General features: G+C 61.7%; 19 protein-coding genes and 1 pseudogene. 8 read left to right on the top strand and 12 right to left on the bottom strand.

The genetic code is table 11. The features are described from left to right. Genes ACU688_RS13790 through arnC form a run of 7 tightly spaced genes read right to left on the bottom strand, consistent with a single transcriptional unit; the run spans position 1 to position 7,704 of the window. A complete protein-coding gene (locus ACU688_RS13790; protein WP_448185168.1) occupies positions 1-1,392 on the bottom strand; it encodes a UDP-glucose dehydrogenase family protein in 1,392 nt (463 codons plus the stop codon). Further along, a complete protein-coding gene (gene arnF, locus ACU688_RS13785) occupies positions 1,389-1,802 on the bottom strand; it encodes a 4-amino-4-deoxy-L-arabinose-phosphoundecaprenol flippase subunit ArnF (protein ID WP_448185167.1) in 414 nt (137 codons plus the stop codon). Before arnF ends, ACU688_RS13790 begins: the two co-directional genes overlap by 4 nt. Continuing rightward, positions 1,799-2,146, bottom strand: a complete 348-nt coding sequence (gene arnE, locus ACU688_RS13780; protein WP_448185166.1) for a 4-amino-4-deoxy-L-arabinose-phosphoundecaprenol flippase subunit ArnE — start codon at positions 2,144-2,146, stop codon at positions 1,799-1,801. Before arnE ends, arnF begins: the two co-directional genes overlap by 4 nt. Continuing rightward, complete coding sequence (arnT, locus tag ACU688_RS13775) at positions 2,143-3,798, bottom strand: lipid IV(A) 4-amino-4-deoxy-L-arabinosyltransferase (protein ID WP_448185165.1); 1,656 nt, start codon at positions 3,796-3,798, stop codon at positions 2,143-2,145. The genes arnE and arnT overlap by 4 nt, the downstream gene beginning before the upstream one ends. Then, a complete protein-coding gene (gene arnD / locus ACU688_RS13770; RefSeq protein ID WP_448185164.1) occupies positions 3,795-4,679 on the bottom strand; it encodes a 4-deoxy-4-formamido-L-arabinose-phosphoundecaprenol deformylase in 885 nt (294 codons plus the stop codon). The genes arnT and arnD overlap by 4 nt, the downstream gene beginning before the upstream one ends. Further along, positions 4,679-6,670, bottom strand: coding sequence for a bifunctional UDP-4-amino-4-deoxy-L-arabinose formyltransferase/UDP-glucuronic acid oxidase ArnA (arnA, locus tag ACU688_RS13765; protein WP_448185163.1), 1,992 nt, complete (start codon positions 6,668-6,670; stop codon positions 4,679-4,681). Before arnA ends, arnD begins: the two co-directional genes overlap by 1 nt. Next, positions 6,667-7,704: an undecaprenyl-phosphate 4-deoxy-4-formamido-L-arabinose transferase gene (arnC, locus tag ACU688_RS13760; RefSeq protein ID WP_448185162.1), complete on the bottom strand. Its 1,038-nt coding sequence runs from the start codon at positions 7,702-7,704 to the stop codon at positions 6,667-6,669. Before arnC ends, arnA begins: the two co-directional genes overlap by 4 nt. A 447-nt stretch (positions 7,705-8,151) precedes the next feature. Here arnC and ACU688_RS13755 point away from each other — a divergent pair, with 447 nt between their 5' ends. Together ACU688_RS13755 and ACU688_RS13750 are read left to right on the top strand one after the other, a co-directional pair. Beyond that, positions 8,152-8,952, top strand: a complete 801-nt coding sequence (locus ACU688_RS13755) for a M949_RS01915 family surface polysaccharide biosynthesis protein (RefSeq protein WP_448185161.1) — start codon at positions 8,152-8,154, stop codon at positions 8,950-8,952. A gap of 108 nt (positions 8,953-9,060) precedes the next feature. Then, complete coding sequence (locus ACU688_RS13750) at positions 9,061-9,975, top strand: site-specific integrase (protein WP_448185160.1); 915 nt, start codon at positions 9,061-9,063, stop codon at positions 9,973-9,975. A 144-nt stretch (positions 9,976-10,119) separates the two neighbouring features. On the opposite strand, the gene ACU688_RS13745 is transcribed toward ACU688_RS13750, so the two are convergent. After that, positions 10,120-11,328: a multidrug effflux MFS transporter gene (locus ACU688_RS13745; RefSeq protein ID WP_448185159.1), complete on the bottom strand. Its 1,209-nt coding sequence runs from the start codon at positions 11,326-11,328 to the stop codon at positions 10,120-10,122. Positions 11,329-11,468: 140 nt separating this feature from the next. Here ACU688_RS13745 and ACU688_RS13740 point away from each other — a divergent pair. Together ACU688_RS13740 and ACU688_RS13735 are read left to right on the top strand one after the other, a co-directional pair. Continuing rightward, positions 11,469-12,224, top strand: a pseudogene (locus ACU688_RS13740) (MCP four helix bundle domain-containing protein); the annotation flags it as partial. Further along, entirely contained in the window at positions 12,219-13,082 is an 864-nt protein-coding gene (locus ACU688_RS13735) for a methyl-accepting chemotaxis protein (protein ID WP_448185586.1), read from the top strand. The pseudogene ACU688_RS13740 and the gene ACU688_RS13735, both read left to right, overlap by 6 nt. 78 nt (positions 13,083-13,160) lie before the next feature. On the opposite strand, the gene ACU688_RS13730 is transcribed toward ACU688_RS13735, so the two are convergent. From ACU688_RS13730 to ACU688_RS13715, 4 genes are all read right to left on the bottom strand, one after another. Further along, positions 13,161-13,652, bottom strand: a complete 492-nt coding sequence (locus tag ACU688_RS13730; RefSeq protein ID WP_448185158.1) for a DUF4019 domain-containing protein — start codon at positions 13,650-13,652, stop codon at positions 13,161-13,163. 197 nt (positions 13,653-13,849) lie between these two features. Beyond that, entirely contained in the window at positions 13,850-14,458 is a 609-nt protein-coding gene (locus tag ACU688_RS13725) for a dTMP kinase (RefSeq protein WP_448185157.1), read from the bottom strand. Between the two features lie 51 nt (positions 14,459-14,509). Next, on the bottom strand, positions 14,510-15,826 hold the full coding sequence (locus tag ACU688_RS13720; RefSeq protein WP_448185156.1) for an LLM class flavin-dependent oxidoreductase: 1,317 nt from the start codon (positions 15,824-15,826) through the stop codon (positions 14,510-14,512). Between the two features lie 23 nt (positions 15,827-15,849). Continuing rightward, positions 15,850-16,806: an ABC transporter substrate-binding protein gene (locus ACU688_RS13715; protein WP_448185155.1), complete on the bottom strand. Its 957-nt coding sequence runs from the start codon at positions 16,804-16,806 to the stop codon at positions 15,850-15,852. 255 nt (positions 16,807-17,061) lie between these two features. Here ACU688_RS13715 and ACU688_RS13710 point away from each other — a divergent pair, with 255 nt between their 5' ends. From ACU688_RS13710 to ACU688_RS13695, 4 genes are all read left to right on the top strand, one after another. Next, positions 17,062-18,627 carry an efflux transporter outer membrane subunit gene (locus tag ACU688_RS13710; protein WP_448185154.1) on the top strand — a complete coding sequence of 522 codons (1,566 nt, stop codon included), beginning with the start codon at positions 17,062-17,064 and terminating at the stop codon, positions 18,625-18,627. An 82-nt stretch (positions 18,628-18,709) separates the two neighbouring features. After that, the gene (locus tag ACU688_RS13705) at positions 18,710-19,822 is read left to right on the top strand and encodes an efflux RND transporter periplasmic adaptor subunit (protein WP_448185153.1); all 1,113 of its coding nucleotides are present in this window, start codon (positions 18,710-18,712) and stop codon (positions 19,820-19,822) included. A 9-nt stretch (positions 19,823-19,831) separates the two neighbouring features. After that, complete coding sequence (locus tag ACU688_RS13700) at positions 19,832-22,882, top strand: efflux RND transporter permease subunit (RefSeq protein ID WP_448185152.1); 3,051 nt, start codon at positions 19,832-19,834, stop codon at positions 22,880-22,882. Between the two features lie 115 nt (positions 22,883-22,997). Next, positions 22,998-23,867: an isocitrate lyase/PEP mutase family protein gene (locus tag ACU688_RS13695; RefSeq protein WP_448185151.1), complete on the top strand. Its 870-nt coding sequence runs from the start codon at positions 22,998-23,000 to the stop codon at positions 23,865-23,867. The last annotated feature ends 14 nt before the right edge of the window (positions 23,868-23,881 follow it).

Here is a 23,881-nt window from a genome sequence, read left to right as displayed (position 1 = left end):
TCAGGCTTCCACGACCTGATCTACCGATTGCGCCACCCACTGTTGCTGCGGCATCGGCAGTTGGCAGGAGTCGCCACGGCCGATCGGGAAGTATTGGAAGCCTTTGCGCGCCAGGCGTTCGCCGTCGTACAGGTTGCGGCCGTCGAAAATCACCGGGGTTTTCAGGCGCGAGTGGATCAGGTCGAAATCCGGCGCCTTGAATTGCTGCCATTCTGTGCAGACGATCAGGCCATCGGCGCCGCTCAAGGTCGATTCCGGGGTGCCCATCAGCATCAGCCGTGGGTCATCGCCGTAAATGCGCTGGGTTTCCTGCATGGCTTCGGGGTCGAAGGCGCGCACGTTGGCGCCGGCGGCCCACAGGGCTTCCATCAGCACGCGGCTTGGCGCATCGCGCATGTCGTCGGTGTTGGGCTTGAAGGCCAAGCCCCACACGGCAAAGGTCTTGCCCTTGAGGTCGCCTTTGAAGAACGCGTTGACGCGCTCGAACAGCTTGCTCTTCTGGCGCTGGTTGATCGCTTCCACCGCTTCCAGCAGGTCGCTGGAGCAGTTGGCCTGCTTGGCGCTGTGGATCAGGGCGCGCATGTCCTTGGGGAAGCACGAGCCGCCGTAGCCGCAACCCGGGTAGATAAAGTGGTAGCCGATGCGCGAGTCGGCGCCGATCCCCAGGCGTACTGCTTCGATGTCCGCACCCAGGTGTTCGGCCAGTTCGGCGATCTGGTTGATAAAGCTGATCTTGGTCGCCAGCATGCAGTTGGCGGCGTACTTGGTCAGCTCGGCGCTGCGCAGGTCCATAAAGATGATGCGGTCGTGGTTGCGGTTGAACGGCGCGTACAGGTCACGCATCACCTCGCGCACTTCTTCACGTTCGCAGCCGATGACGATACGGTCCGGGCGGCGGCAGTCGGCAACCGCCGAGCCTTCCTTGAGGAATTCCGGGTTGGAGACGATATCGAACTCCAGGTGACGGCCGGCCACGTGCAGGGCTTTTTCGATATGGGCACGCAGGGTGTCGCCGGTGCCGACGGGCACGGTGGATTTCTCCACGAGGATCACCGGGTCCACACGGTGACGGGCCACCGCGTCGCCCACTGACAACACGTATTTCAGATCGGCCGAACCGTCTTCGTCCGACGGCGTGCCCACGGCGATAAACAGCACTTCACCGTGTTCGACCGCGAGTTTTTCGTCATGGGTAAAGTGCAGTCGCCCGCTTTCCAGGTTCTCCTTGACCATCGCAGCCAGCCCCGGCTCAAAGATCGTCACATGGCCTTTTTGCAGCGACTCGACCTTGTTCTTGTCTACGTCCATGCAGATGACATCGTGACCGACTTCGGCCAATACGGTGGCCTGCACCAGACCGACGTAACCACTACCAAATACACTGATTTTCATGGGGCATTCCTGGGACTTGTGGTGCTAGCACGGCGAGAGTTGATAACCAGAACTCCAAGGATGACCAACGCCACCCCGAGGGTTTTTGAAAGCGAAAAATGTTCGTTGAACACCGGCAGGCTGGCGGCCAGCAGGTACACCAGCGCGTAGCTGATGCTCAGCAGCGAATAGGCACGGCCCAACGGCAGGTGCTTGAGCGCGCCCAGCCAGCAGAGCATCGACAGGGCATAGGCGAAGATCGCCAGCAACACCGCCCCAAGGGCGCCGAGGTCGATGGCGTTGCTGTTGAACGCGGTCAACCATTCGGTGGGCAAAGGCAGGCGCGTCATGCTCCAGCGCATGCCCAACTGGGCCGCACTGACCAAGCCGACGCTGGCCAAGGCCAGGGCAAAACCACGCACGCGGCTCATACCTGACGCCCCAGCAGTACGACACCGGCAATCACCAGCGCTACGCCCAGCCAGTGGCGGCCATCGATGGGCTCATGAAAAACAAACCGCGCCACCAGCGTGACCAGCACAAAATTGAGGCTGAGCATGGGGTAGGCGATGCCGACTTCCAGACGCTGCAACACCAGCAACCACACCAGCAGGCCGAGGCCCAGGCACACCAAGGCGGCCCACAGCCAAGGCGAGCGCAGCTTCAGCGCCCAGCCGTCCGGCAGGTCGCGCCAGCTTTCCACGGCGAATTTTTGCGAGACCTGGCCCATGCATGTGAGCAGACAGGCGGCCAATAACAGGAGCAGGGTGATCATGGAGCAGCCTGCGGGAAGATCAGAATCACGATGTTGCCTTGTTCAAAGCGCTGGCCGTCATTGGGCAGCAAGGCAACTTCGGCCATTTCATCGTCACCTTTAACCCGCATCACCACACCGACCGGGCCTTTTTTGCGCGCATCGCTCATCCACTGTTGTACTTGGGTGGTGTCGATCTTGCGCGCGGCGCTGTCCGGGAAGGCCAGGCCGTATTTGACTTCGCCGACGGTGTTGTAGAGCGTCACGTCCGGACGCGCCAGGCGCCACGAGAGTGCAGATGCCGCGCCGAGATCATTGCTCAGCAACGCCGTGGCCGGGCGCAGGGCTTGCAGGTGGTCGATGATGAATTGGTCCGGGGTCTTGTTGTAGACCACCGAATGGGGCAACGCGGCGGGTACCAGCGCCACCAGCAACCAACTGCCCATCACTGGCGCCGCCCACAGTTTCAACGGGCGCGCGGCCTGCAGCAGGTTGGCGATGATCCAGCCAAACAGGAAGACAAACACCAGCACCAGGCTGAAGGTTTCCTGGCCCGGCTCGTACACCGGCTTCTTCAATTGGAACCAGGTGAGTGCCAGCAGCGCGACGATGCCCACCACCAGGTTCAACCAGCCGTTGATGCGCAGCGCACGGCTGCGGCCTGCGGCCAATTTGTCGGCCAGGGCCGAGCCCATCAGCAACGCCAGCGGCAACAGGCACGGCATGATGTAGGAAGGCAGCTTGCCCTTGGCCAGGCTGAAAAACGCCAGGGGCATCAGCAGCCACAGCAGCAGGAATGCGGTTTTCGGCAGGCGCTTGTCCTGCCACGCCTGTTTGACGGTGGACGGCAACAACGCCACCCACGGCAGCGAGAACGCCACCAACAGCGGCAGGTAGTACCAGAACGGCTCGGCATGCTGGGCATCGTCACCGGCAAAACGCTGGATATGCTCGTGCCAGAAGAAGAAGTTCCAGTAATCCGGCTCTTGCAGGTGCACGGCCAGTGCCCACGGCAGGCTGACCACAATCGCCACCACCACGGCCACCAGGCCATAGCCCAGCAGTTCACGGAAGCGTTTCTGCCAGATCGCGTAGGGCAGGGCAATCAGCACCGGCAACAGCCAGGCGAGGAAACCCTTGGTCATGAAGCCCATGCCACAGGCAAAACCCAGCAGCGCCCAAGAGGCCAGGCGACCGTTGCGCGTGGTGCTGTCGAAGCAGAACCACAAGGCCACGCCGGTCAGGTTGACCCAGAAGGTGAACTGCGGATCGAGGTTGGCGTAGCCGCCCAGGGCCGCGACGCTGACAAAGCTCATGTACAGCACGGTGCTGATCAGGCTTTTCTGCGGGTCATTCCACAACCGGCGCGACACCAGGTACACCAGCAGGATGCTCAGGCCGGTGCTCAACGCCGAGGCAAAGCGCACACCGAACAGGTTCTGCCCGAAGATCGCCTGGCCCAGCGCAATCATCCAGTAACCGGCCGCCGGTTTTTCAAAATAGCGGATGCCCATGAAGTGCGGCGAAGCCCACTTGCCGGTCAGCAGCATTTCCTGGCTGATCTGCGCGTAGCGGGTTTCATCGGGGATCCACAGGCCATGGGTGGTCAGCGGCAACAGGTAAAACACGCCAAAGGCCAACAGCAGTAGAGGTAGCGCCAGACGCCGGATCATGCCTGCTGCACTCCAAGCCAACCCTCACGCCCGGGCAGGGCGCCACGCACCAGCTGTTGCTGGGGCAGGGTAGTCAGGTCCGCTGGCAACAAATCGCCGAGGGGTTTGAAGTCGATGCCGCGCTGCCCTGCCTGGGCCAGCAACTGGCGAAAATCATTGGCCATCAGAATCCCTTCTACTTCTGCGTGGATCGTATAGACGTTGAGCTTCGACTCGGCAAAGCGGTCGAGGATAAACGCATTGAAATCTTTGGCAGCCACCACCGGCCCGACGACTTCGTCGAAGGTCGGCAGGTCTACCGGAATTTGTGGGGTGCCTGCGCTGCCATCGGCCAAGGTTGGACGAAACAGGCTGGTGCCCCGGCAATCGCTGTTGTAGCGAAAGTTGAAGCCTTGCTTGGCTTGCACCACACGCTCATCGGCGCGCCAACCGGCGGCCGCTGAACAGTCGATGCGTTCACCGAGGATGTCGCTCAGCGTGTCAACGCCACGGCGGATCTGTTCGACCAACTGTGCCTCGCTCCAGCGCCCGGTGTTGGCCTGCCAGCCGTGGTGATCCCAGGCGTGCAGGCCGACTTCATGCCCGGCGGCCTTGGCCTGGCGCATCAGATGCCCCAGGTCGCGGCCAATCGGCTTGCCCGGCCACGCCGTGCCGGCGAGCAAGATATCCAGGCCATACAGGCCGACGGCATTGGAACGCAGCATCTTCCACAGGAACTGCGGGCGGATGAGACGCCACAAGTGGCGCCCCATGTTGTCCGGCCCGACGCTGAAGAAGAACGTTGCCTTCACCCCGGCTTCATCCAGGGTTTCGAGCAACCGTGGCACACCTTCACGGGTGCCACGGTAGGTGTCGACATCAATGCGCAAGCCTGCCTTCATTATTTCTTGTCCGCGATTTCGAGCATGGCTTCACGCAGGAAGAAGTCCAGGGTGTTGCCGATGGTTTCGCTCATCTCTACGGTCGGCTCCCAGTTCAGCAGGCGCTTGGCGTTTTCGATGCTTGGCTTGCGGTGTGCCACGTCCTGGTAGCCCGTGCCGTAGAACGCCTTGCTTTCCACGTCGCGGAAACCGGCGAACGGCGGGAAGTTGCCACGCAGCGGGTGGGCTTCGAACTGACGCAGCAGCTCTTCGCCCAACTGGCGGATGCTCGCTTCGTTTTCCGGGTTGCCGATGTTGATGATCTGGCCGTTGCACACGTCATTGTCGTTATCGATGATGCGTGCCAGGGCTTCGATGCCGTCGGCGATATCGGTGAAGCAACGCTTCTGCTCGCCACCGTCGAACAGGCGGATCGGCGTGCCTTCCACCAGGTTGAGGATCAACTGGGTGATGGCGCGGGAGCTGCCGATACGTGCCGAGTCCAGGCGGTCGAGGCGTGGGCCCATCCAGTTGAATGGACGGAACAGGGTGAAGTTCAGGCCTTTGGCGCCGTAGGCCCAGATCACGCGGTCCAGCAGTTGCTTGGAGACCGAGTAGATCCAGCGTTGCTTGTTGACCGGGCCGACCACCAGGTTGGAGGTGTCTTCGTCGAAGTACTGGTCTTGGCACATGCCATAGACTTCGGAGGTCGAGGGGAAGATCACGCGCTTGTTGTACTTGACGCAGTAGCGCACCAGCTTGAGGTTTTCCTCGAAGTCCAGTTCGAACACGCGCAGCGGGTTGCGGGTGTATTCGATTGGGGTGGCGATGGCTACCAGCGGCAGGACCACGTCGCACTTCTTGATGTGGTACTCGATCCACTCGGTGTGGATGCTGATGTCGCCTTCCACGTAATGGAAGTTCGGGTGGCTGCGCAGGCGCTCGATGGCGTCGGAGCCGATGTCCAGGCCGTAGACTTCGTAACGGTCGTCACGCAGCAGGCGCTCGGACAAGTGGTTACCGATAAAGCCGTTCACACCAAGGATCAGCACGCGGGTACGGCGCGGCTTGCGGCCGGACTCGGCACCGCGCAGCACCGAACCGTCCACCAGGCCCAGTTCGTTGGCCAAGGACGGGCCGGCCAGGTACAGGCCGTTGTCGTTGCGCTGGCCGAACTTGACCACCAGGGAGTCTTCACCGCAGGCGATGCGCAGCGGGTTGACGCTGATCACGCGGCCTGGAGCCAGGCCGTCATTGCCCTGGACCACTTCGGCTTGCCACACGATCAGCTTGTGCTCGCCCACGGCGCAGAAGGCGCCCGGGTAAGGTTGGGTCACGGCGCGGACCAGGTTGAACAGTTCTTCAGCCGGCTGTTTCCAGTCCAGCTTGCCATCGGCGGCGGTGCGGCGACCGAAGTAGGTGGCCTGGCTTTCGTCCTGGGCGGTTTCAGTCAGCTTGCCCTGGGCAAGTTGTGGCAGTGCATCGCGCAGCAGGTTGGTGGCGGCATCGCGCAGTTTGGCGTGCAGGCTCAGGCCGGTGTCGGTGCGGTCGATGATGACCTTTTGCTGGGCGAGGATCGCGCCGGCATCGGCGCGTTTGACCATGCGGTGCAGGGTCACGCCGGTTTCGGTTTCGCCGTTGACCAGCACCCAGTTGGCCGGGGCGCGGCCACGGTATTTCGGCAGCAGCGAACCGTGCAGGTTGAACGCGCCTTTGCGAGCGGTGGCCAGCAGCGGCTCGCTGAGCAGGTTGCGGTAGTAGAACGAGAAGATGTAGTCCGGGTTCAGCTTGGCGATGCGCTCGATCCACAGCGGGTGGTTGGCGTCTTCCGGCGCATGCACCGGGATGCCGTTGCGGGCGCAGAGTTGGGCGACGGAGCCGTAGAAGTTGTTTTCCTTGGGATCATCGGCGTGGGTAAACACCGCAGCAATGTCGTAGCCGGCAGTCAGCAGGGCTTCAATACCTGCACAGCCAATATCGTGGTATGCGAAGACAACGGCTTTTGAATTCATGACGAAACCTGATCAGAAGGAGAAGTAGAGGTGGTATGGGAGGACACCAGGCCGTCAACAATGACGACTGGCGCCGGTGCTGCCGGGGTGTTGCGCAGCACTTTTTCGATAAAGAAGCGTGGGCGGGCGCGCACGTCGCTGTACATGCGGCCCAGGTATTCACCCAGCAGGCCCATGCCGATGAACTGGCCACCGGTGAACACGAACAGCACCGCAAATAGCACAAACATGCCGTCGCCGGCCCATTGCGCGCCAAAGGCCAGGCGCATGACGATCAACGCCAGCGCAAACAGCACACCCAGGCCAGCCAGGCTGAAGCCGACGATGGACAACAGGCGCAGCGGGGTGGTGGTCATGCACGTCAGCAGGTCGAACATCAGGCTGATCAGGCGCATGGCGCTGTATTTGGATTCGCCGTGCTCACGCTCGGCGTGGTGCACGAGGATTTCCGTGGTATGGCGGGCAAAGCCGTTGGCCAGGATCGGAATAAAGGTGCTGCGCTCACGGCAGGCGAGCATCGCATCGACGATGGTGCGGCGGTACGCGCGCAGCATGCAGCCGTAGTCGGTCATGGCCACGCCGGTGGAGCGCTGCACGGCCAGGTTGATCAGGCGCGACGGCCAGCGGCGGAAGGCCGAGTCCTGGCGGTTGTTGCGCACGGTGGCAACCACGTCGTAACCCAGGGCGGCTTGCTCCACCAGGCGCGGGATTTCTTCCGGCGGGTTTTGCAGGTCGGCGTCGAGGGTAATCACCACTTCGCCCCGGCACTGCTCGAAGCCGGCCATGATCGCCGCGTGTTGGCCGTAGTTGCGGTTGAGGATCACCGCCACCACGTTGCTGCCGTCTTCGGCGGCGGCGTCTTCGAGCATTTGCGCCGATTTGTCGCGGCTACCGTCATCCACCAGGATGATTTCGTATTCGTAGGCCAGTTGCTTGCAGGCTGCGGTGGTGCGGCGCAGCAGTTCAGGCAGGCTTTCTTCTTCGTTGTAGACCGGGATGACGATCGACACGCAATGAATAGGGTAGGGTTTCAAAGATTCAAGACCTCGGGGTTAGCGCAACTTGGAGCGTGAAAACAGCGGTCGTCAGGGGCGGTTGACGCCTTACCTGATTAAACAAAGCGTGGAGTGGCGATTATTCATTCGACTTTCCTGGGATGGGCACTGGGGTCTTCCATGATGGCGTTTTGAGTAAAGCTCAAAAAAAACAAAGGTAAAGCCTAATCAACAGGTTAGTCGAGAAAACGCGGTTGGTTCTCAAGTCCTTGGGGCCAAGATTAAGCGTAAAAATGTTGAACGAATATGAAAGGCAGATGAAAAACTCGTTTATTTGACAGGTAGACAGCCAGGGTTCAGCTACCTGATCAGGCGCCTGAGTAGGGCATTCGTTTAAACCCTGCACAATGCCATTTATTGAAGAATCTTCTCTGCAAGACCCCGCAAGTGCCGGTAAAGTAAGCGCTCTCTTGCCAGGGTAATCGGATGAATAGCGTGCAGCTTTTACGGCCAGTGTTGATGGGGTTGTTGATGACCGTGGCGTGTGTCACGACGGTGCGGGCCGACGATGGAGTCGCGCTCACCAGCATCGACCAGGTGCCGGACGGCGTGGAAGTGCGCGGCAAACAGATCGCCGCTTATACCTGGGACGACAGCCAGGGCAAAAACCTGCTGGTGCTCGCCGAGCAGGTCAGCGAGCGCGATGACGATGGCACCCAATCCGCGTTTGTCTACGCGGCCCAATACCTGATCGATGGCAACCGTCCCAAGCGCATCTGGATGCTCTACGACGACGTGCAGCATTGTGAGTTCGACGCTTCACTGCGCTTTGACAGGGCCGCGACCAAGGTGACCGACCTGTCCGGCGATGGCATCACCCAGGCCACCGTGGGCTATTCGCGCACCTGTACCAGCGACGTCAGCCCCAATGAATTCAAGCTGATCATGCACGTGGGCAAGTCGCAAAAATTCCGCCTGCGCGGCGTCGACCGCTACGGCGCAAGCTGGTGGGACGAAGACGCGGGCGCACTGCGTGGCATGCCGTTGCCCAAGGATTGCAGCGTCGCCGCACAGCAGGCGCTGGTCAGCCAGTACAAAGAGCAGGGCACCGAATTGCCGTTGCCGGGTTGCTACAGCGAAGAGAAAGACTTCGCCAAGGCGCCGGAGGCGTACCTGACCTTTATGCGCCAGCACTGGTTCGCGCTGATGCAGAAGCAGGACACCGAATGGAGCCAGACCCAGACCCAACCGCAAGACGCTGTAGAGGACGATGACACGGCACCCTGATTTTGTGCCGCCGCCATTCCTGCGTTAGACTCAGCCTTCGCCAATTCACTAAATACCTCGATTAAACAAAGGCTTGTTCGAGGTATTTAATCCAAAGGCTGATCTATTTTGACCGAGTCCATCCGCAACCCGCTGACCCTCTACCTCACTCGCCTGGCGCCTTCCAGCCAGTTGACCATGCGCTACGTGCTGCAGGACGCCGCCGACCGCCTGGGCTTCGAGGACATCAACCTCGAAGAAATCGATTGGCACTTGCTCCAGCCAGAACACGTGATCGCCCTGGTCGCCGCCCTGCGCGAGGACGGCTATGCGCCGAATACTTCATCGCTGTATGTCAACGCCGTGCGCGGCGTGATGAATGAAGCCTGGCGCCTCAGCCTGATCAGCCAGGAACACCTGCTGCGCATGCGCACGGTCAAGGCCACGCCGGGCACGCGCCTGAGCCAGGGCCGCAACCTGCGGCGCACCTTGATCCGCGAAATGATGGACGTCTGCGCTGCCGACCCACGCCCCCAGGGCCTGCGGGATGCGGCGGTGATCGGCATCTTGTACGGCTCGGGCATGCGCAAGTCGGAGTCGGTCAACCTCGACCTGGCGCAGGTCAACTTCGAAGAACGCAGCTTGCGGGTGATCGGCAAAGGCAACAAGGAACTGATCAAATACGCGCCGGCCTGGGCCTTTGCCAAATTGCAGGCCTGGCTGGATTTTCGCCGTGAACACCTCAAGGAAGGCGAGCAGGACGACACGTTCCTGTTCAACCGCATTCGCCGTGGCAGCCATATCACCCGGGAGCGCATCACCAAGCATGCGATCTACTACATCGCCCGCCAGCGCGGTGAGCAAGTGGGGGTGAAGATCATGCCCCATGACTTCCGTCGTTCGTTTATAACGCGGGTGATTGAGGAGCACGACCTGTCGATTGCGCAGAAACTGGCGCACCACACCAATATCCAGACCACGGCGAGCTACGACGTGCGCGAAGATAATGAGCGGCGGCGGGCGGTGGATCGGTTTGATTTGTAGCGAAGGGTTAACACTGTACCTGTGGCGAGGGAGCTTGCTCCCGCTGGAGTGCGCAGCGCTCCCAGAATCTTGGGGCCGCTACGCAGCCCAGCGGGAGCAAGCTCCCTCGCCACAGGTGACTTTTACCCTTCACCTACGCGGGTCTCAGGAGGAGGGCGGAACACTCGCCAAATGCGCCGGTAAACGGCGCAACGTCCACAGTGTGGTGAGCATCGCCGCCACCGCGCACAGCGCGATGCCAATCAACATCGGCGCCGGCGTATGGTCGGCGAACACACCGACCACGGTCATCGACACCGCCGCCACGATCATCTGGATCGCCCCCAGCAACGCCGACGCAGAACCGGCCACTGCACCATGATCCTCCAGGGACAACACCCCGGCCGCCGGCAACAATAGGCCGAGGAACCCGAACCCAACAAACAACAGCGTCATCATCACCGCCAGGCTGTCGATCCACAGCGTGGTGATTGCCAATGCTGCCAGGAACACCGTCACCGCAATCACCGACCCACGAATCAACGGCGCCAAACCAAAGCGCGCACTGAGACGTGCGGTCAGTTGGCTCATGGCAAAGAACGACGCCGCGTTCAGGGCAAAACACAGGCTGAATTGTGTAGGCGTCAGGCCGAAATATTCGATGTACACAAACGGCGCGCTACCGATAAACACAAAGAACGTCGCCAGCCCAAAGCCGCTGACCACCGCCAGGCCGGTGAACACCGGATCACGCAGCAGCGCCCCATAACTGCCAAATGCGTTACCCAGGTTTTTCCCCAGGCGCCGCTCCGCAGGATGGGTTTCGGGCAACTGCACAATGGTCATCACCAGACAGGCCACGGCTACCACGGCGAGCACGGCAAACACTTCGCGCCAGCTCCAGATCGAAATCACCAGGCTGCCGGCCAATGGCGCCAGAATCGGCGACACACTCATCACCAGCATCAGCAACGCCATCAGGCGAGCGGCTTCGTGGCCGGTGTACAGGTCACGCACAATCGCCCGGGGAATCACCATCCCGGCACAGGCGCCAAACGCTTGCACGGCACGAAAGCCGATCAGCACTTCAATGGTCGGCGCCAACGCGCAGCCCACGCTGCCTATCGCAAAGATCACCAGCCCGGCATAAATGGGCGGCTTGCGCCCGAACACATCACTGATCGGCCCGTAGAACAGTTGGCACACGCCGATGATCATGAAGAACACCGTCAGGCTCATCTGCACCGCTGCCGGCGAGGCATGCAAGCTGGCGCCGAGGGTGGGGAGGGCGGGCAGGTAGATGTCGATGGCGAAGGGGCCGACAGCCGTGATCAAGCCCAGTAACAGGGCGAGGTGGGCGATGCTTCGAGACATGGGCAGTTCCGCGTGGAGCAAGGGTCGGTCAGCTTAAGGGATTCGTGCACATCCGCAAACTTGGGCTTCAATAACAAGCAGTTGATGCCGATAACACTACAGGCGCAGCCCAACTGGCAGCCAGGCATGGGGACACCAGCATGACGATCAAACTCCGCTTGATGCTATTGATTGCCACCGGGTTGGTCACGGCCTTGCTCATGAGCCTGGCCAGTTACGTGGGAAACGCGCGGATGGGCCACGCCGTGCAAGACAACGAAGTGAGCATGACGGTACTGCGCAACCACATGGAAGCCGACATGATGCACGACGCCCTGCGCGCCGATGTGTTGTCGGCCATGTTGGTGGGGTTGGGTAAAAGCACCAGCACCCCAGCCGAGGTCAACAGCGCCTTGCAGGAACACGCCGAGCACTTTCGCCAGGTCTTGGCGGACAACCTCAAGCTGCCGCTGGGCGATACGCTCAGGGCCAGCCTGGAACAAATCAAACCCAGCCTCGAGACCTACATCAGCACTGGCGAGCGCATTGTTGCCCTGGCCCTGAATGATCCCGAGGCCGCCCGCGAACAATTGACAACCTTTAACAGCGCTTTCAGCCAGCTTGAAGATCAAATGGCGAGCCTAAGCGAACTGATCGAAAGCAACACCCAGCAGACCAGCGCGGGCACACGACAGACCATTGCGAACGCCAACTTCACCTTGGGCGCGGTATTGATCGCGAGCCTGTTGTTGCTCTTGGCTCAGGGCCGCTGGGTCATTCTGAGCATCATGGGCCCGCTGCAGACGGCCAGCCGCATTGCCGCCAGTATCGCCCGTGGCAATTTGAGCGAACCGATCGTCGAGCCCGCGCGCAAGGACGAAGCCAGCGCGTTGATCCGCAGCCTCGCCACGATGCAGCGCGACTTGCGCGGCATGATCGAAGTGGTGCGCAGCAACGCCCATGGCGTCAATGGCATGAGCGAACAGCTGAGCCACGGCTGCCATGAAGTGGCCGGCAGCAGCCAGCAGCAAAGCGCAGCGGCGAGCACCATGGCCGCCGCAGCCAGCGAAATGACCGCCAGCATCGAGGAAATCACCCAGCATGCCGGTCGCGCGCTGGCGATGGCCAACCAGGCCGAAACCTTGGCCAAGGACGGCGGCCGAGTGATTCACCAAGTCGTCAGTGATATGGACGGCATTGCCCGCTCGGCGCAGCAGTCGGCACAGGTTATCCGCACGCTGGACAAGGAGTCCGAGGCGATCTTCAGCATCATCCAAGTGATCAAAGGCATCGCCGACCAAACCAACCTGCTGGCCTTGAACGCCGCAATCGAAGCGGCCCGCGCCGGCGAACAAGGGCGTGGTTTCGCCGTAGTCGCCGACGAAGTACGCAGCCTGGCCGGCCGCACCAGCGCATCGACCCAGGAAATCGCCAGCATGGTCGGACGCATCCAGCAAAACACCCGGGAAGCGGTGACCAGCATGGAGGAGGGCGTCGCCCAGGTAGACAAAGGCATGGCCGTGACCGCCGAAGTCGAACGGGCGATCCGCGAGATCCTGCAAGCCACGTTGAACACCACGGAGTTGGTGAACGACATCTCCCGCACCATCGGCGAGCAGAGCCTGGCCAGTAATGAAATCGCGCACCAGGTGGAGATGATTGCGGGGATGTCGGAGAGTAACAGCCGGGTGATCGCTGCGACGGCATCGACGACGGATGAATTGTCGTCGTTGGCGGGGGAGCTTTCGCAGTCGGTGGATCGGTTTAGGTTGTAGGTTGGGGGCTCAACATATAACTAAACTAAATGACTATTTAGTTTAGTTATAATTATATTGAATATAAGAGCAGGTAGGTCAGGGCGCTTTCTTGGCACTGTCACCGAGGCTGAACAAGCGCTTATTAACGGAATAACCGGCCACACGCCATTGACTGCCATCTTCGCGAAGCACCACTTTTTCTGTTGCGGGCCCGCCGCTGAACGTGGTGACACACTCGACAACCGCATAACTGCCAGCCGGAGCATCTGGCATCTGGGTGGTAAAACCGATCTGAGCGGAATTACGCTCCACAAACGTACCGAGCCCAACACGCATGGCCTTGATCCCATTAGTCCAGACCGCTTCGGAAGTCGTTGCCTTAAGCGACGGACTGGCAACCGGCCAAGTCTGATCGACACTGCCTGAATCGAGCAGCCGTAGAAACTCGACCGTAGCGTTGAACACATCACGCTGTTGTTGTTCGCTGGCAGGTTCCGACGCAATGACCTTGGGCGGATTCTTGTTGAAGCTGACATCACAGCCCGATAGCAGCAACGAAGATAAAAGCACAGCGGCGAGTTGCTTCATGCAAAGCCTCATCGGGTGGTGACGTCCGTGAAGCGAGTAAAGATGAGGAATGCGGGGGGCGCCATTGGCAGAGGGAAAATATGAAGCGTGGGATTTGCAATCTGGGCTGCAACGACCCTGGTCGGTGTATATGATGTTGCGCATAATGTATATTATGTTAAATAATATGTCAGGCCGGAACTTTCACCTGCCGAGCATCAAAGGACTTTATAGACCTCACTAACCACCTGCATCGTAGCCTCTTCAATCGTCCCTTCATTCCGACACAAAACCCACCCCTGATCCGCAACCGCGTCCTCGAACGCTTCGGTACACGCCATCTGTTCCTCCAGCGCGTGAATCACCGTACTCCCCAACCCACGCCGTCGCGCTGCCGCCCGCGTCCATGACAACTCAGGGTCCGTAACCACTCCAACATGCAAATCCGGCACCCGCACCCCTCGATCCAGATTCAACTGCAAAATCTCCCCAAACGGCACCAACCTGCGAAACGCTGCATCAGACGGATACCAACGATCAATCAGGATAATGCTGTCCACCGGCTGCTTGACCAACACATGCTGCGAGATCCAAGCTCGACTATCCGCCAGTCGCTCACACACCGCCCATTCCAACTCCCGGCAGGGATCTCTGGCGAGTTTGTTGACGAGCGCCATCGTTTCCCCCCTAAAGGGATCACTCTTTTTCTCACACAGGCGGATAACCTTTTGGCCCTGTGCCCGCAGTTCTCGGGTTACCGCCTCCAACAACGTGGTTTTCCCGGTCCCCTTGGGCCCATCAAGTGCAACAAACAGCGGACGATTCATGCGTCAAACAACAAGTGAAAAATTGGCGACCACTCTACCCCGAATTTCTGCCTAGCCGAACCGTGGAATCGCCAACCCCAAGCTTTCGCGCAAGGTCGTCCCTTCATACGCCGTGCGATACACCCCACGCTCTTGCAGCAACGGAATGACTTCCTGGGTGAAGCGGCTGAACTGCTCCGGGTGCCCTATATAGATGTTGAAACCATCCACCGCCCGCGCTTCGAACCAATCGGCGATTTTCTGTGCGACGGTGTCCGCCGAGCCCACGAACGCTCCCGGCCGCAGTTGTCGGCCGAACTCCACCGCTTGGCGCAAGCTGAAGCCTTTCTCCTGCGCCTGATCGGCAATGCGTTTGGCGGCGGTGAAAAAGCTGCTGCGCGCAGCCTCCAAACTCTCCTGGGGAAACGGTGCATCCAGGTCGTATTGGCTGAAATCATGCCAGCCGAAATTGCGCCCAAACTCCTTCAGAGCCAGTTCAAAACTATGGTCGGCGTGATGGTAATGCTGCTCGATTTCCCGCGCGTGCGCGTCGCTGTCGCCCACGTAGATTTCGGCGCCGGGCATCACCAGTAACTGTGATGGATCGCGCCCGTGTTGCACCGCCCTGCCCTTTATATCCCGGTAAAACGCCTGGCCCTGTTCGATGCTCGCGGCGTGGGTGAAGATCACGTCCGCCGTGGCGGCGCCGAGGTCGCGGCCTTGCTCCGAGTCGCCGGCCTGGAAGATCACCGGTTGGCCCTGGGGCGATCGTTGGATGTTCAGCGGGCCGACCACGGAAAAATGCTCGCCTTTGTGATCCAGGCTGTGCAGTTTGCTGGGGTCGAAGAATTGGCCGGTGGCGCGGTCACGCACGAAGGCGTCGTCTTCGTAGGAGTTCCACAGCCCTTGCACCACTTGCACGTGTTCGGCCGCGCGGCCGTAGCGTGTGTCGTAGTCGTAGTGCTCGTCACGGCTGTAATTGCCCGCCGTGCCGGGGTCGCCGCTGGTGACGACGTTCCAGCCGGCGCGGCCTTTGCTGATCAGGTCGAGGGAGGCCAGTCGCCGTGCGACGTTGTACGGTGAGTTGTAGGAAGTCGTCAATGTTCCCACCAGGCCCAAATGCCGTGTACTCACCGCCAGCGCCGATAACAACGTCAACGGCTCCAGGCGATTGAGGTAGTGGGATGGCGAGCCCGGGGTGATGAACTGGCTGTCGACGATAAACATCAGGTCGAACAGTGCCGCCTCGGCCTGGCGCGCGATGTCGATGTACCAGTCGACGTTCACGCTGGCATCGGCCGGCAATTGCGGGTCAAGCCACAGGTTGTGGCGGCCCGGCCCGCCGCAGCCCATGGTCAGGGCGCCGAGTTTTAGCTGTCGTTTGCTCATGTGTGGGGTGGTCCTTGCGGCGTTCAGGGCTGGGTTTTGGCGACGGCGGGCTGTAAGGCGCCGGCAAAGGAGTCGTCGAACAGGCTGGCAGCAGCGTAAGACTTGACCAGGCCTTCGCTGGCGAAAAAGTCCACGGTCTTTTGTGCGTCTACCGGCGATTGGGTGGTGACCGGCTCAACCGTTGTGCGGGCGCGGGCAAACCAGGCGCGGGCGATGTCGGCATCGGCGCGGGTGCGTTTGGCCCAGGCATCGGCGTACGCGTCGGCGTTGGCGGGGTTCAGGCGTGTCCAGTCGCGGGCTTTTTTCAGGCGCTGCAGGAAATCGCTGATCTGCGCGCGCTTGGTGTCCACGGCTTTGGTATTGGCGGCGATGTAGCTCTGGGCCGGGATCAAGCCGTCAGCCGTTGCCAGCACCCGTGCACCTTGGCGTTCCTGCTGGGTGACGTAGGGTTCCCAGGTGGCGATGACGTCCACCGAACCGCCTTCTAGCGCATGGGAAGCATCCAATGCACTGAGGTAACGAAACTCCAGCGAATCCCTAGCAACCCCAGCCTTGTCGAGTGCGGTCAACAACAGTTGCTGGCTCCAGGAACCTTTCCAGATGGCCGCGCGCTTGCCGGCAAGGTCCGCGAGGCTATGGATCGATGACTCTTTTTTCACCAGGATGGCCACGCCGTCGAGATTTTGCCGGGTGACGGCAATTACCTTGATCGGCGCACCCAAGGCCCCGAGGAACAGCACCGGCGCATCGCCGAGCAAGCCGATATCCAGGCTGTTGGCATTCAGCGCTTCGGCGACTGGCGAACCGGCGGTAAATTGTTTCCACTCCAGGGTATAGGGCAGGTTGTCCAGCACTCCCGCTGCCTCCATCACGGCCTGGGCGTTGTAGCTTTGGTCGCCGACGGTCAGGGTCTGCGCCTGGGCCGTCAGGCTCAGCAACGCGCCAGCCAGGGCCGCCGCCAGTGTTGTCAGGTAACGCACATCAATCTCCAGATGCCTTCTCGGGCAGGTCAGGTCGATCCGCGCGCGCGGTCTCGGCAGTATTCACAAGGTGGGCTACGATGAGGCCAGGATCGCGCCGTGTAAAATACCCATAATGCATAACGTAATTCTATAATAATGCGTTATATGCATTTTTATCATCGACGCACCCCACGGCACATTGCGCAGTGCCCGGCACCACCTACACTGATTTGAACCCGGTTTTTCCCGTGTCCTTTTCAGCGAGCCTGCCTGATGCAAATCGGCCTCCCTCGACAAGCCTCTTGCCTGGCGCCCTTGAGCCTGTTGTGCCTCGCCCTCGTCGCCTGCACCGTCGGCCCTGACTTCAAGCGGCCCGAGGTGCCGGCAGGCGCGGGCTATACAAAAGAGAACCTGACCAGTACCGCCCACGCCGACATCGACGCCGGCGGTGCCGCACAACGCCTGGTCGCCGGCCTGGATATCCCCGGGCAATGGTGGACGCTGTTCCGCTCACCCGAACTCAATGCGCTGGTCGAAGAAGCCTTGCGCGCCAACCCGGATGTCAGCGCCGCCCAGGCTGCGTTGCGCCAGGCCAACGAGCTGGTCTACGCCGACCAGGCGTCGCTGTTTCCTTCCGTCAGTGCCAATGCGTCGAAAACCCGCGAGAAGCTCTCCGGCGTGCAGACGGGCAGCCCGTCGTCACCGATTCTCACGGTCAGTTCCGCGTCGCTGAGCGTGTCCTACGCGCCGGACGTGTTCGGCGGCACCCGCCGGCAAATTGAGTCCAGCACGGCGCAAGCCGAGTACGAACGCTTCCAGCTGGAGGCGACGTACCTGACGTTGAGCGCCAACGTGGTCAATACCGCAATCAACCTGGCTTCCGTGCGCGACCAGGTCGCCGCCACCGAAGAAATCATCCGCCTGCAAAGCGGCCAGCTCGATCTGTTGCAGGCCCAGCGCCGGCTCGGGGCCATCGGCAATACCGACGTGCTCACCCAGCAAACCACCCTGGCGCAAACCCGCGCGACGTTGCCACCGCTGCAAAAGCAGTTGGCGCAAACCCGCAACCAACTGATGGCCTACCTGGGCCGCTTTCCCAACCAGGACCGTGGCGAGGCGTTCAACCTCGCGTCCCTGCACTTGCCGCAAGAGCTGCCGGTCAGCCTGCCCTCGGCCCTCGTCGGCCAACGCCCCGATGTACAATCGGCGCAAGCGCAGTTGCATCAGGCCAGCGCGAATATCGGCGTGGCCGTGGCCAATCAACTGCCGCAGTTCAGCATTACCGGGTCGCTGGGTTCTACGGTGGCCAGCGGGACCAAGCTGTTTTCGGCCGGTACCGGCGTGTGGAGCCTGGCCGGGGCGATTGCCCAGCCGATCTTTGATGCCGGCGCGCTGGAGCACCGCAAGCGCGCCGCCGTGGCCGCCTATGACGAGTCTGCCGCGCGTTATCGCGGCACTGTGCTCATCGCGTTCCAGGATGTGGCCAACGCATTGCGCGCGCTGCAAGCCGATGCCGATGCACTCAACCAGCAGGTGGTGGCCGAGCGCTCGGCGCAAGCCAACCTGGACCTGGTGCAAGCCCAGTTCAAGCTCGGCGCCGTGGCGTATATCAACCTGCTCACGGCCCAGCAGACCTACCAGAACACCGCGCTTGCGCGGGTGCGCGCGCAGGCGGCGCGGTACAGCGACACCACGGCGCTGTTCCAGGCCCTGGGCGGCGGCTGGTGGAACCGCCGCGACGTGGACCCCGCCACCGCAGGCCACCCGGACCGCTTCGGCCTGCCCACCTGGCAAGAACTCCGGCCGGCCCACACGGCGGCGACTGAACCGACTCATTGATACAGCGAGAACCTCCATGGCCGACGTCCAGACTGCCTCTCCCCTGCCCCCGGCCCCGCGCAAGCGGCGGCTGTGGAGGCCCATGCTGATCATGGTCGTGGTGGTCCTGGTGATTGTCGCGATCATTGCCGGGGTGAAATTCGTGCAGATCTCCGCGCTGATCGCCCAGTCCAAAGTGCCGCTGCCTGCCGCCGTGGTCACGGCCCTGCACGTGCCGTTCGAAGACTGGCAGCCCAGCGTCACCGCCGTCGGCTCGATCAAGGCCGTGCGCGGCGTGGACGTGACCACCGAGGTGGGCGGTATCGTGCGCAGCCTCGGCTTCAAACCCGGGCAGGAAGTGGCAGCCCAGGCGCTGCTCGTACAATTGAATGCCGACTCGGATATCGCCCAACTGCACGCGCTGGAAGCCACCGCCGACCTGGCTGCAATCGTGCTCAAACGGGACAAGGCGCAACTGGCGGTCAACGCGGTGTCCCAGGCCCTGGTCGACAGCGACACCGCCGACCTCAAGGCCAAGCTCGCCGCCGCCGAACAACAACGCGCGCTGGTGGAGAAAAAGTCCATCCGCGCGCCGTTTGCCGGACGCATCGGCATTACCGGCGTCAATCCCGGCCAGTACCTCAACCCCGGCGACAAGATCGCCACGCTGCAAACCTTCGATCCCATCTACATCGACTTCACCGTGCCACAGACCCAACTGGAAGCCATCGCCATCGGGCAAACCGTCGCGGTGACGGCGGACGGCCTGTCCAATCAAACCTTTACCGGGCGCATCACGACCCTCGACACCCAGTTCGATGCGACCACGCGCAACGTCACGGTCGAAGCCACCGTCGCCAACCCCAAGCAAAGCCTGGTGCCGGGGATGTTTGCCCGCGCCGTGGTCAACGCCGGCAGCCCGCAGCGCTACCTCACCGTGCCGCAGACCTCGGTGACCTACAACCCCTACGGCACCACCGTGTTCATCGCCACCGCGAGCAAGAACGACAAGGGTGAAGAAGTGCTCACGGCGCAACAGACCTTTATCAAGACCGGCCCGACCCGTGGCGACCAAGTGGCGATTGTGTCCGGGGTGAAGGAAGGCGACCTGTTGATCACCAGCGGCCAGATGAAGCTGAAAAACGGCTCGCCGGTGAAGGTCGACAACAGCGCCGCGCCCTTGAACGACCCCGCCCCGACTCCCCAAGAACACTAAGGGTGCGCCATGAAATTTACCGACACCTTTATTCATCGGCCGGTCTGGGCCGTGGTGGTCTCGCTGTTCATCCTGATCCTGGGGCTGCGCTCGATCTTTGAATTGCCGGTCAACCAATGGCCGCGCACCGAAAACACCGTGGTCACCATCACCACCGCCTACTACGGTGCCGACGCGTCCACCGTCGCCGGGTTTATCACCCAGCCGCTGGAGTCGGCGATTGCCCAGGCCCAGGGCATCGACTACCTGTCGTCATCGAGCATCACCGGCGTGTCCACCATCACCGCCACCCTGCGGCTGAATTACGACGCCAGCAAGGCGCTCACCGAGATCAACACCCAGGTCAACTCGGTGAAGAACCAGTTGCCGGCGCAGGCCCAGGAACCGGTACTCACCGTGGCGGTCGGGCAAACCACCGACGCCATGTACCTGGGCTTCTACAGCGACACGCTGCCCACCAACAACATCACCGATTACCTGGTGCGCGTGGTCAAGCCCAAGCTGGATTCGGTGCAGGGCGTGCAAACCGCCGAGATCCTCGGCGGGCGCCAGTTCGCCCTGCGCGCCTGGCTGGACCCGGACAAGCTGGCGGCGCATAACGTCACCGCGCAGGATGTGGCCACCGCCCTGGCCAACAACAACTACCTGTCCGCCGTGGGTTCCACCCGTGGGCAAACGGTCACGGTGGACCTAACGGCCGGCACCGACTTGCACACCGTGGACGAATTCAAGCAACTGGTGATCAAGCAGAAAGGCGATGCCCTGGTGCACCTGGAGGACGTAGCCAATGTCACCCTCGGCGCCGAAAGCTACGACAGCAGCGTGGCGTTTTCCGGCAAGCGCTCGGTGTTCATTGGCATCAAGGTGGCGCCCAGCGCGAACATCCTGACCGTCGCCGACAGCGTGCGCGAGGCGTTCCCCGAGCTGCAAGCACAGCTGCCCGCCGGCGTGCGCGGCGAGATTGTGTATGACTCCACCGCCTTCATTAACACCTCGATTGTCGAGGTGGTGAAGACCCTGGCCGAAGCCATGGTGATTGTCTCGGTGGTGATCTACCTGTTCCTCGGCTCCTTCCGCGCGGTGATCGTGCCGCTGGTGGCGATCCCGCTGTCGCTGGTCGGGACCTTCTTTGTCATGTACCTGCTGGGTTACTCCATCAACCTGCTGACCCTGCTCGCCTTGGTGCTGGCGATTGGGCTAGTGGTGGATGACGCGATTATCGTGGTGGAAAACGTCGACCGGCATATCAAGGAGGAAGGCAAAGGCGTGCTGGAGGCCGCGCTGGTGGCGGCGCGGGAACTGGGCGGGCCGATCGTGGCGATGACCGTGGTGCTGGTGGCCGCCTACGTGCCCATCGGTCTGCGCAGTGGGCTGACTGGGGCGTTGTTCAAGGAGTTCTGTTTTTCCCTCGCGGGGGCGGTGACCGTTTCCGCCGTGGTGGCGCTGACCCTGTCGCCGATGATGACCTCACGCCTGTTCAAGCCCGGTCAGGAAGAAGGCCGCTTCGCCCGCCGCCTCGACGGCTATTTTGACTGGCTGCGCGGGCGCTATCACCGCATCTTGTCCGGGGGCCTGGATATCTGGCCGGTGCTGGTGACCTTTGGGTTTGTCCTGTTCCTGCTGGTGGCCGCCAGCGGCATGACGGCCAAGAGCGAACTGTCGCCCACCGAGGACCAGGGCCTGGTGTTCATGCAGATCAAAGGCCCGCCGACCGCCTCGCCGCAGCAGATGGAACGCATTGCCGACCAGGCCTTCCAGATCGCCAATAAAGAGGCCGAATACGCGCAAATGTTCCAGCTCACCGGGCTGCCTGCGCTGAACCAGGGCCTCGGCGGCGTGCTGCTCAAATCCTGGGGCGACCGTACACGCTCCCAGGCCGAGCTGATCCTGGATTTGCAGCAAAAATGGAACCAGGTGCCGGGCGCAACCATCGCAGCGTTCCCGTTGCCATCACTGCCGGGGGCGCAAGGCTTGCCGGTGCAGTTCGTGATCACCACCACCGACTCGGTGGAAAACCTCAACGAAGTCGCCCAGGCGGTGATGGCCGAAGCACAGAAGCAACAGCTGTTCTGGTTCGCCGACATGGACTTGAAACTGGACAAACCCCAGGCACGGCTGGTGGTCGATCGGAAAAAAATCGCCGCCCTCGGCATGACCCAGGCCGACGTCGGCGCCGCGCTGTCCGCCGCGTTGGGCGGCAACTACGTGAACTACTTCTCCACCGCCGGGCGCTCGTACAAAGTGATTCCCCAGGTGTTGCAGGTGGACCGCCTCAACCCCGAGCAGATTCTCGACTACTACATCCGCACACCAGCCGGCGCGATGATCCCGGCGCGCACCGTGGCGCATATCGAAACCTCGACGCAACCGGAGTCGATCAACCACTTCCAGCAACTCAACTCGGCGACCCTGGCGGGCGTGAGTGGCGTGGCCCAGGGCGAGTTGCTGGGCAAGCTGAACGCGATCCTCAACAGCATCGCGCCCTCGGGCTACACCTCGGATTTCGCCGGCGAATCCCGGCAGTTCATCCAGGAATCCGGGGGGTTCGTCGGCCTGCTGCTGTTTTCGATCCTGATCGTCTATCTGGCACTGGCGTTCCAGTTCGAGAGCTTTCGCGACCCGGTGGTGATCCTGTTTTCCGTGCCGCCCGCCCTGTTTGGTGCGCTGGCGTTTATCACCATGGGCTTCGCCTCGATCAACGTGTACACCCAGGTCGGCCTGGTGACGTTGCTGGGGTTGATCACCAAGCACGGCATCTTGATCGTGCAATTCGCCAATGAACTGCAACGGGCCGGCCGCAGCAAACGTGAAGCGATTGAAGAGGCTGCGGCGGTGCGTTTGCGCCCGATCCTGATGACCACCGCCGCGATGGTGCTCGGCGTCGCGCCGCTGGTCTGGGCCTCGGGGGCCGGGGCTGCGGGGCGGCATGACATGGGCCTGGTGATCTTCAGCGGGCTGTCGATCGGCACCTTGCTCACGCTGTTTATGGTGCCGGCGATGTATATGTTTATTGGCGCCACTCACTCACACGCTGCTGAATCGGTGCAGCACCCTATGTGAATTGCGCATGGGCCATTCTCAAACGTCATAATCCTACCTTTTCCTACATGGTAATCTCGCACGTCCACCCACAGGCATTGATCGTATGCAGTCAATGGCCCCACCAGGAAAGATCATGCCGAAAAAGTCCCACACAGCCCTGCGCCGTCATTTCCGTGAACTGCTGGCAACGCCTGCGTGCGTTGAAACCGCTTCTGTCTTTGACCCGATGTCCGCCCGCATCGCCGCCGACCTGGGCTTCGAAGTTGGCATCCTTGGCGGCTCCGTCGCCTCCCTGCAAGTACTGGCAGCCCCCGACTTTGCCCTGATCACCCTGAGTGAATTCGTTGAGCAGGCCACCCGAATCGGCCGCGTCGCCCAACTGCCGTTCATTGCCGACGCCGACCACGGCTACGGCAACGCCCTCAACGTGATGCGTACCGTCGAAGAACTTGAGCGTGCCGGCGTGGCCGCGTTGACCATTGAAGACACCCTGCTGCCAGCGCAATTCGGGCGCAAATCCACTGACCTGATTTCCATCGAAGAAGGCATCGGCAAAGTGCGCGCCGCCCTGGAAGCGCGGGTTGACCCCGAGCTGTCGATCATCGCCCGTACCAACGCCGGCGTGTTGCCCACCGAAGCCGTGATCGAACGCACCCTGGCCTATCAAAAAGCCGGTGCGGATGGGATCTGCATGGTCGGTGTCAGCGACTTCGAACACCTGGAAAAGATCGCCGAACACCTCACAGTGCCGTTGATGCTGGTGACCTACGGCAATCCAAAGCTGAATGACGCTGCACGTCTGGCCAGCCTTGGCGTGCGTATCGTGGTGGCCGGCCATGGCGCCTACTTTGCGGCGATCAAAGCCACCTACGACAGCCTGCGCGCCCAGCGCCAGCTGACCCACAGCACCTCCAACCTCAGCGCTACCGAACTGACGCACACCTACACGTTGCCCGAGAACTACGTGGCGTGGGCAAAAGAGTTCATGGATGTAAAAGAGTAGTCCTTACCTGCCAG

The sequence above is a fragment of the Pseudomonas acericola (SeqCode) genome (genome assembly GCF_053456465.1).
This window is presented reverse-complemented; position numbering and strand designations above follow the sequence as displayed.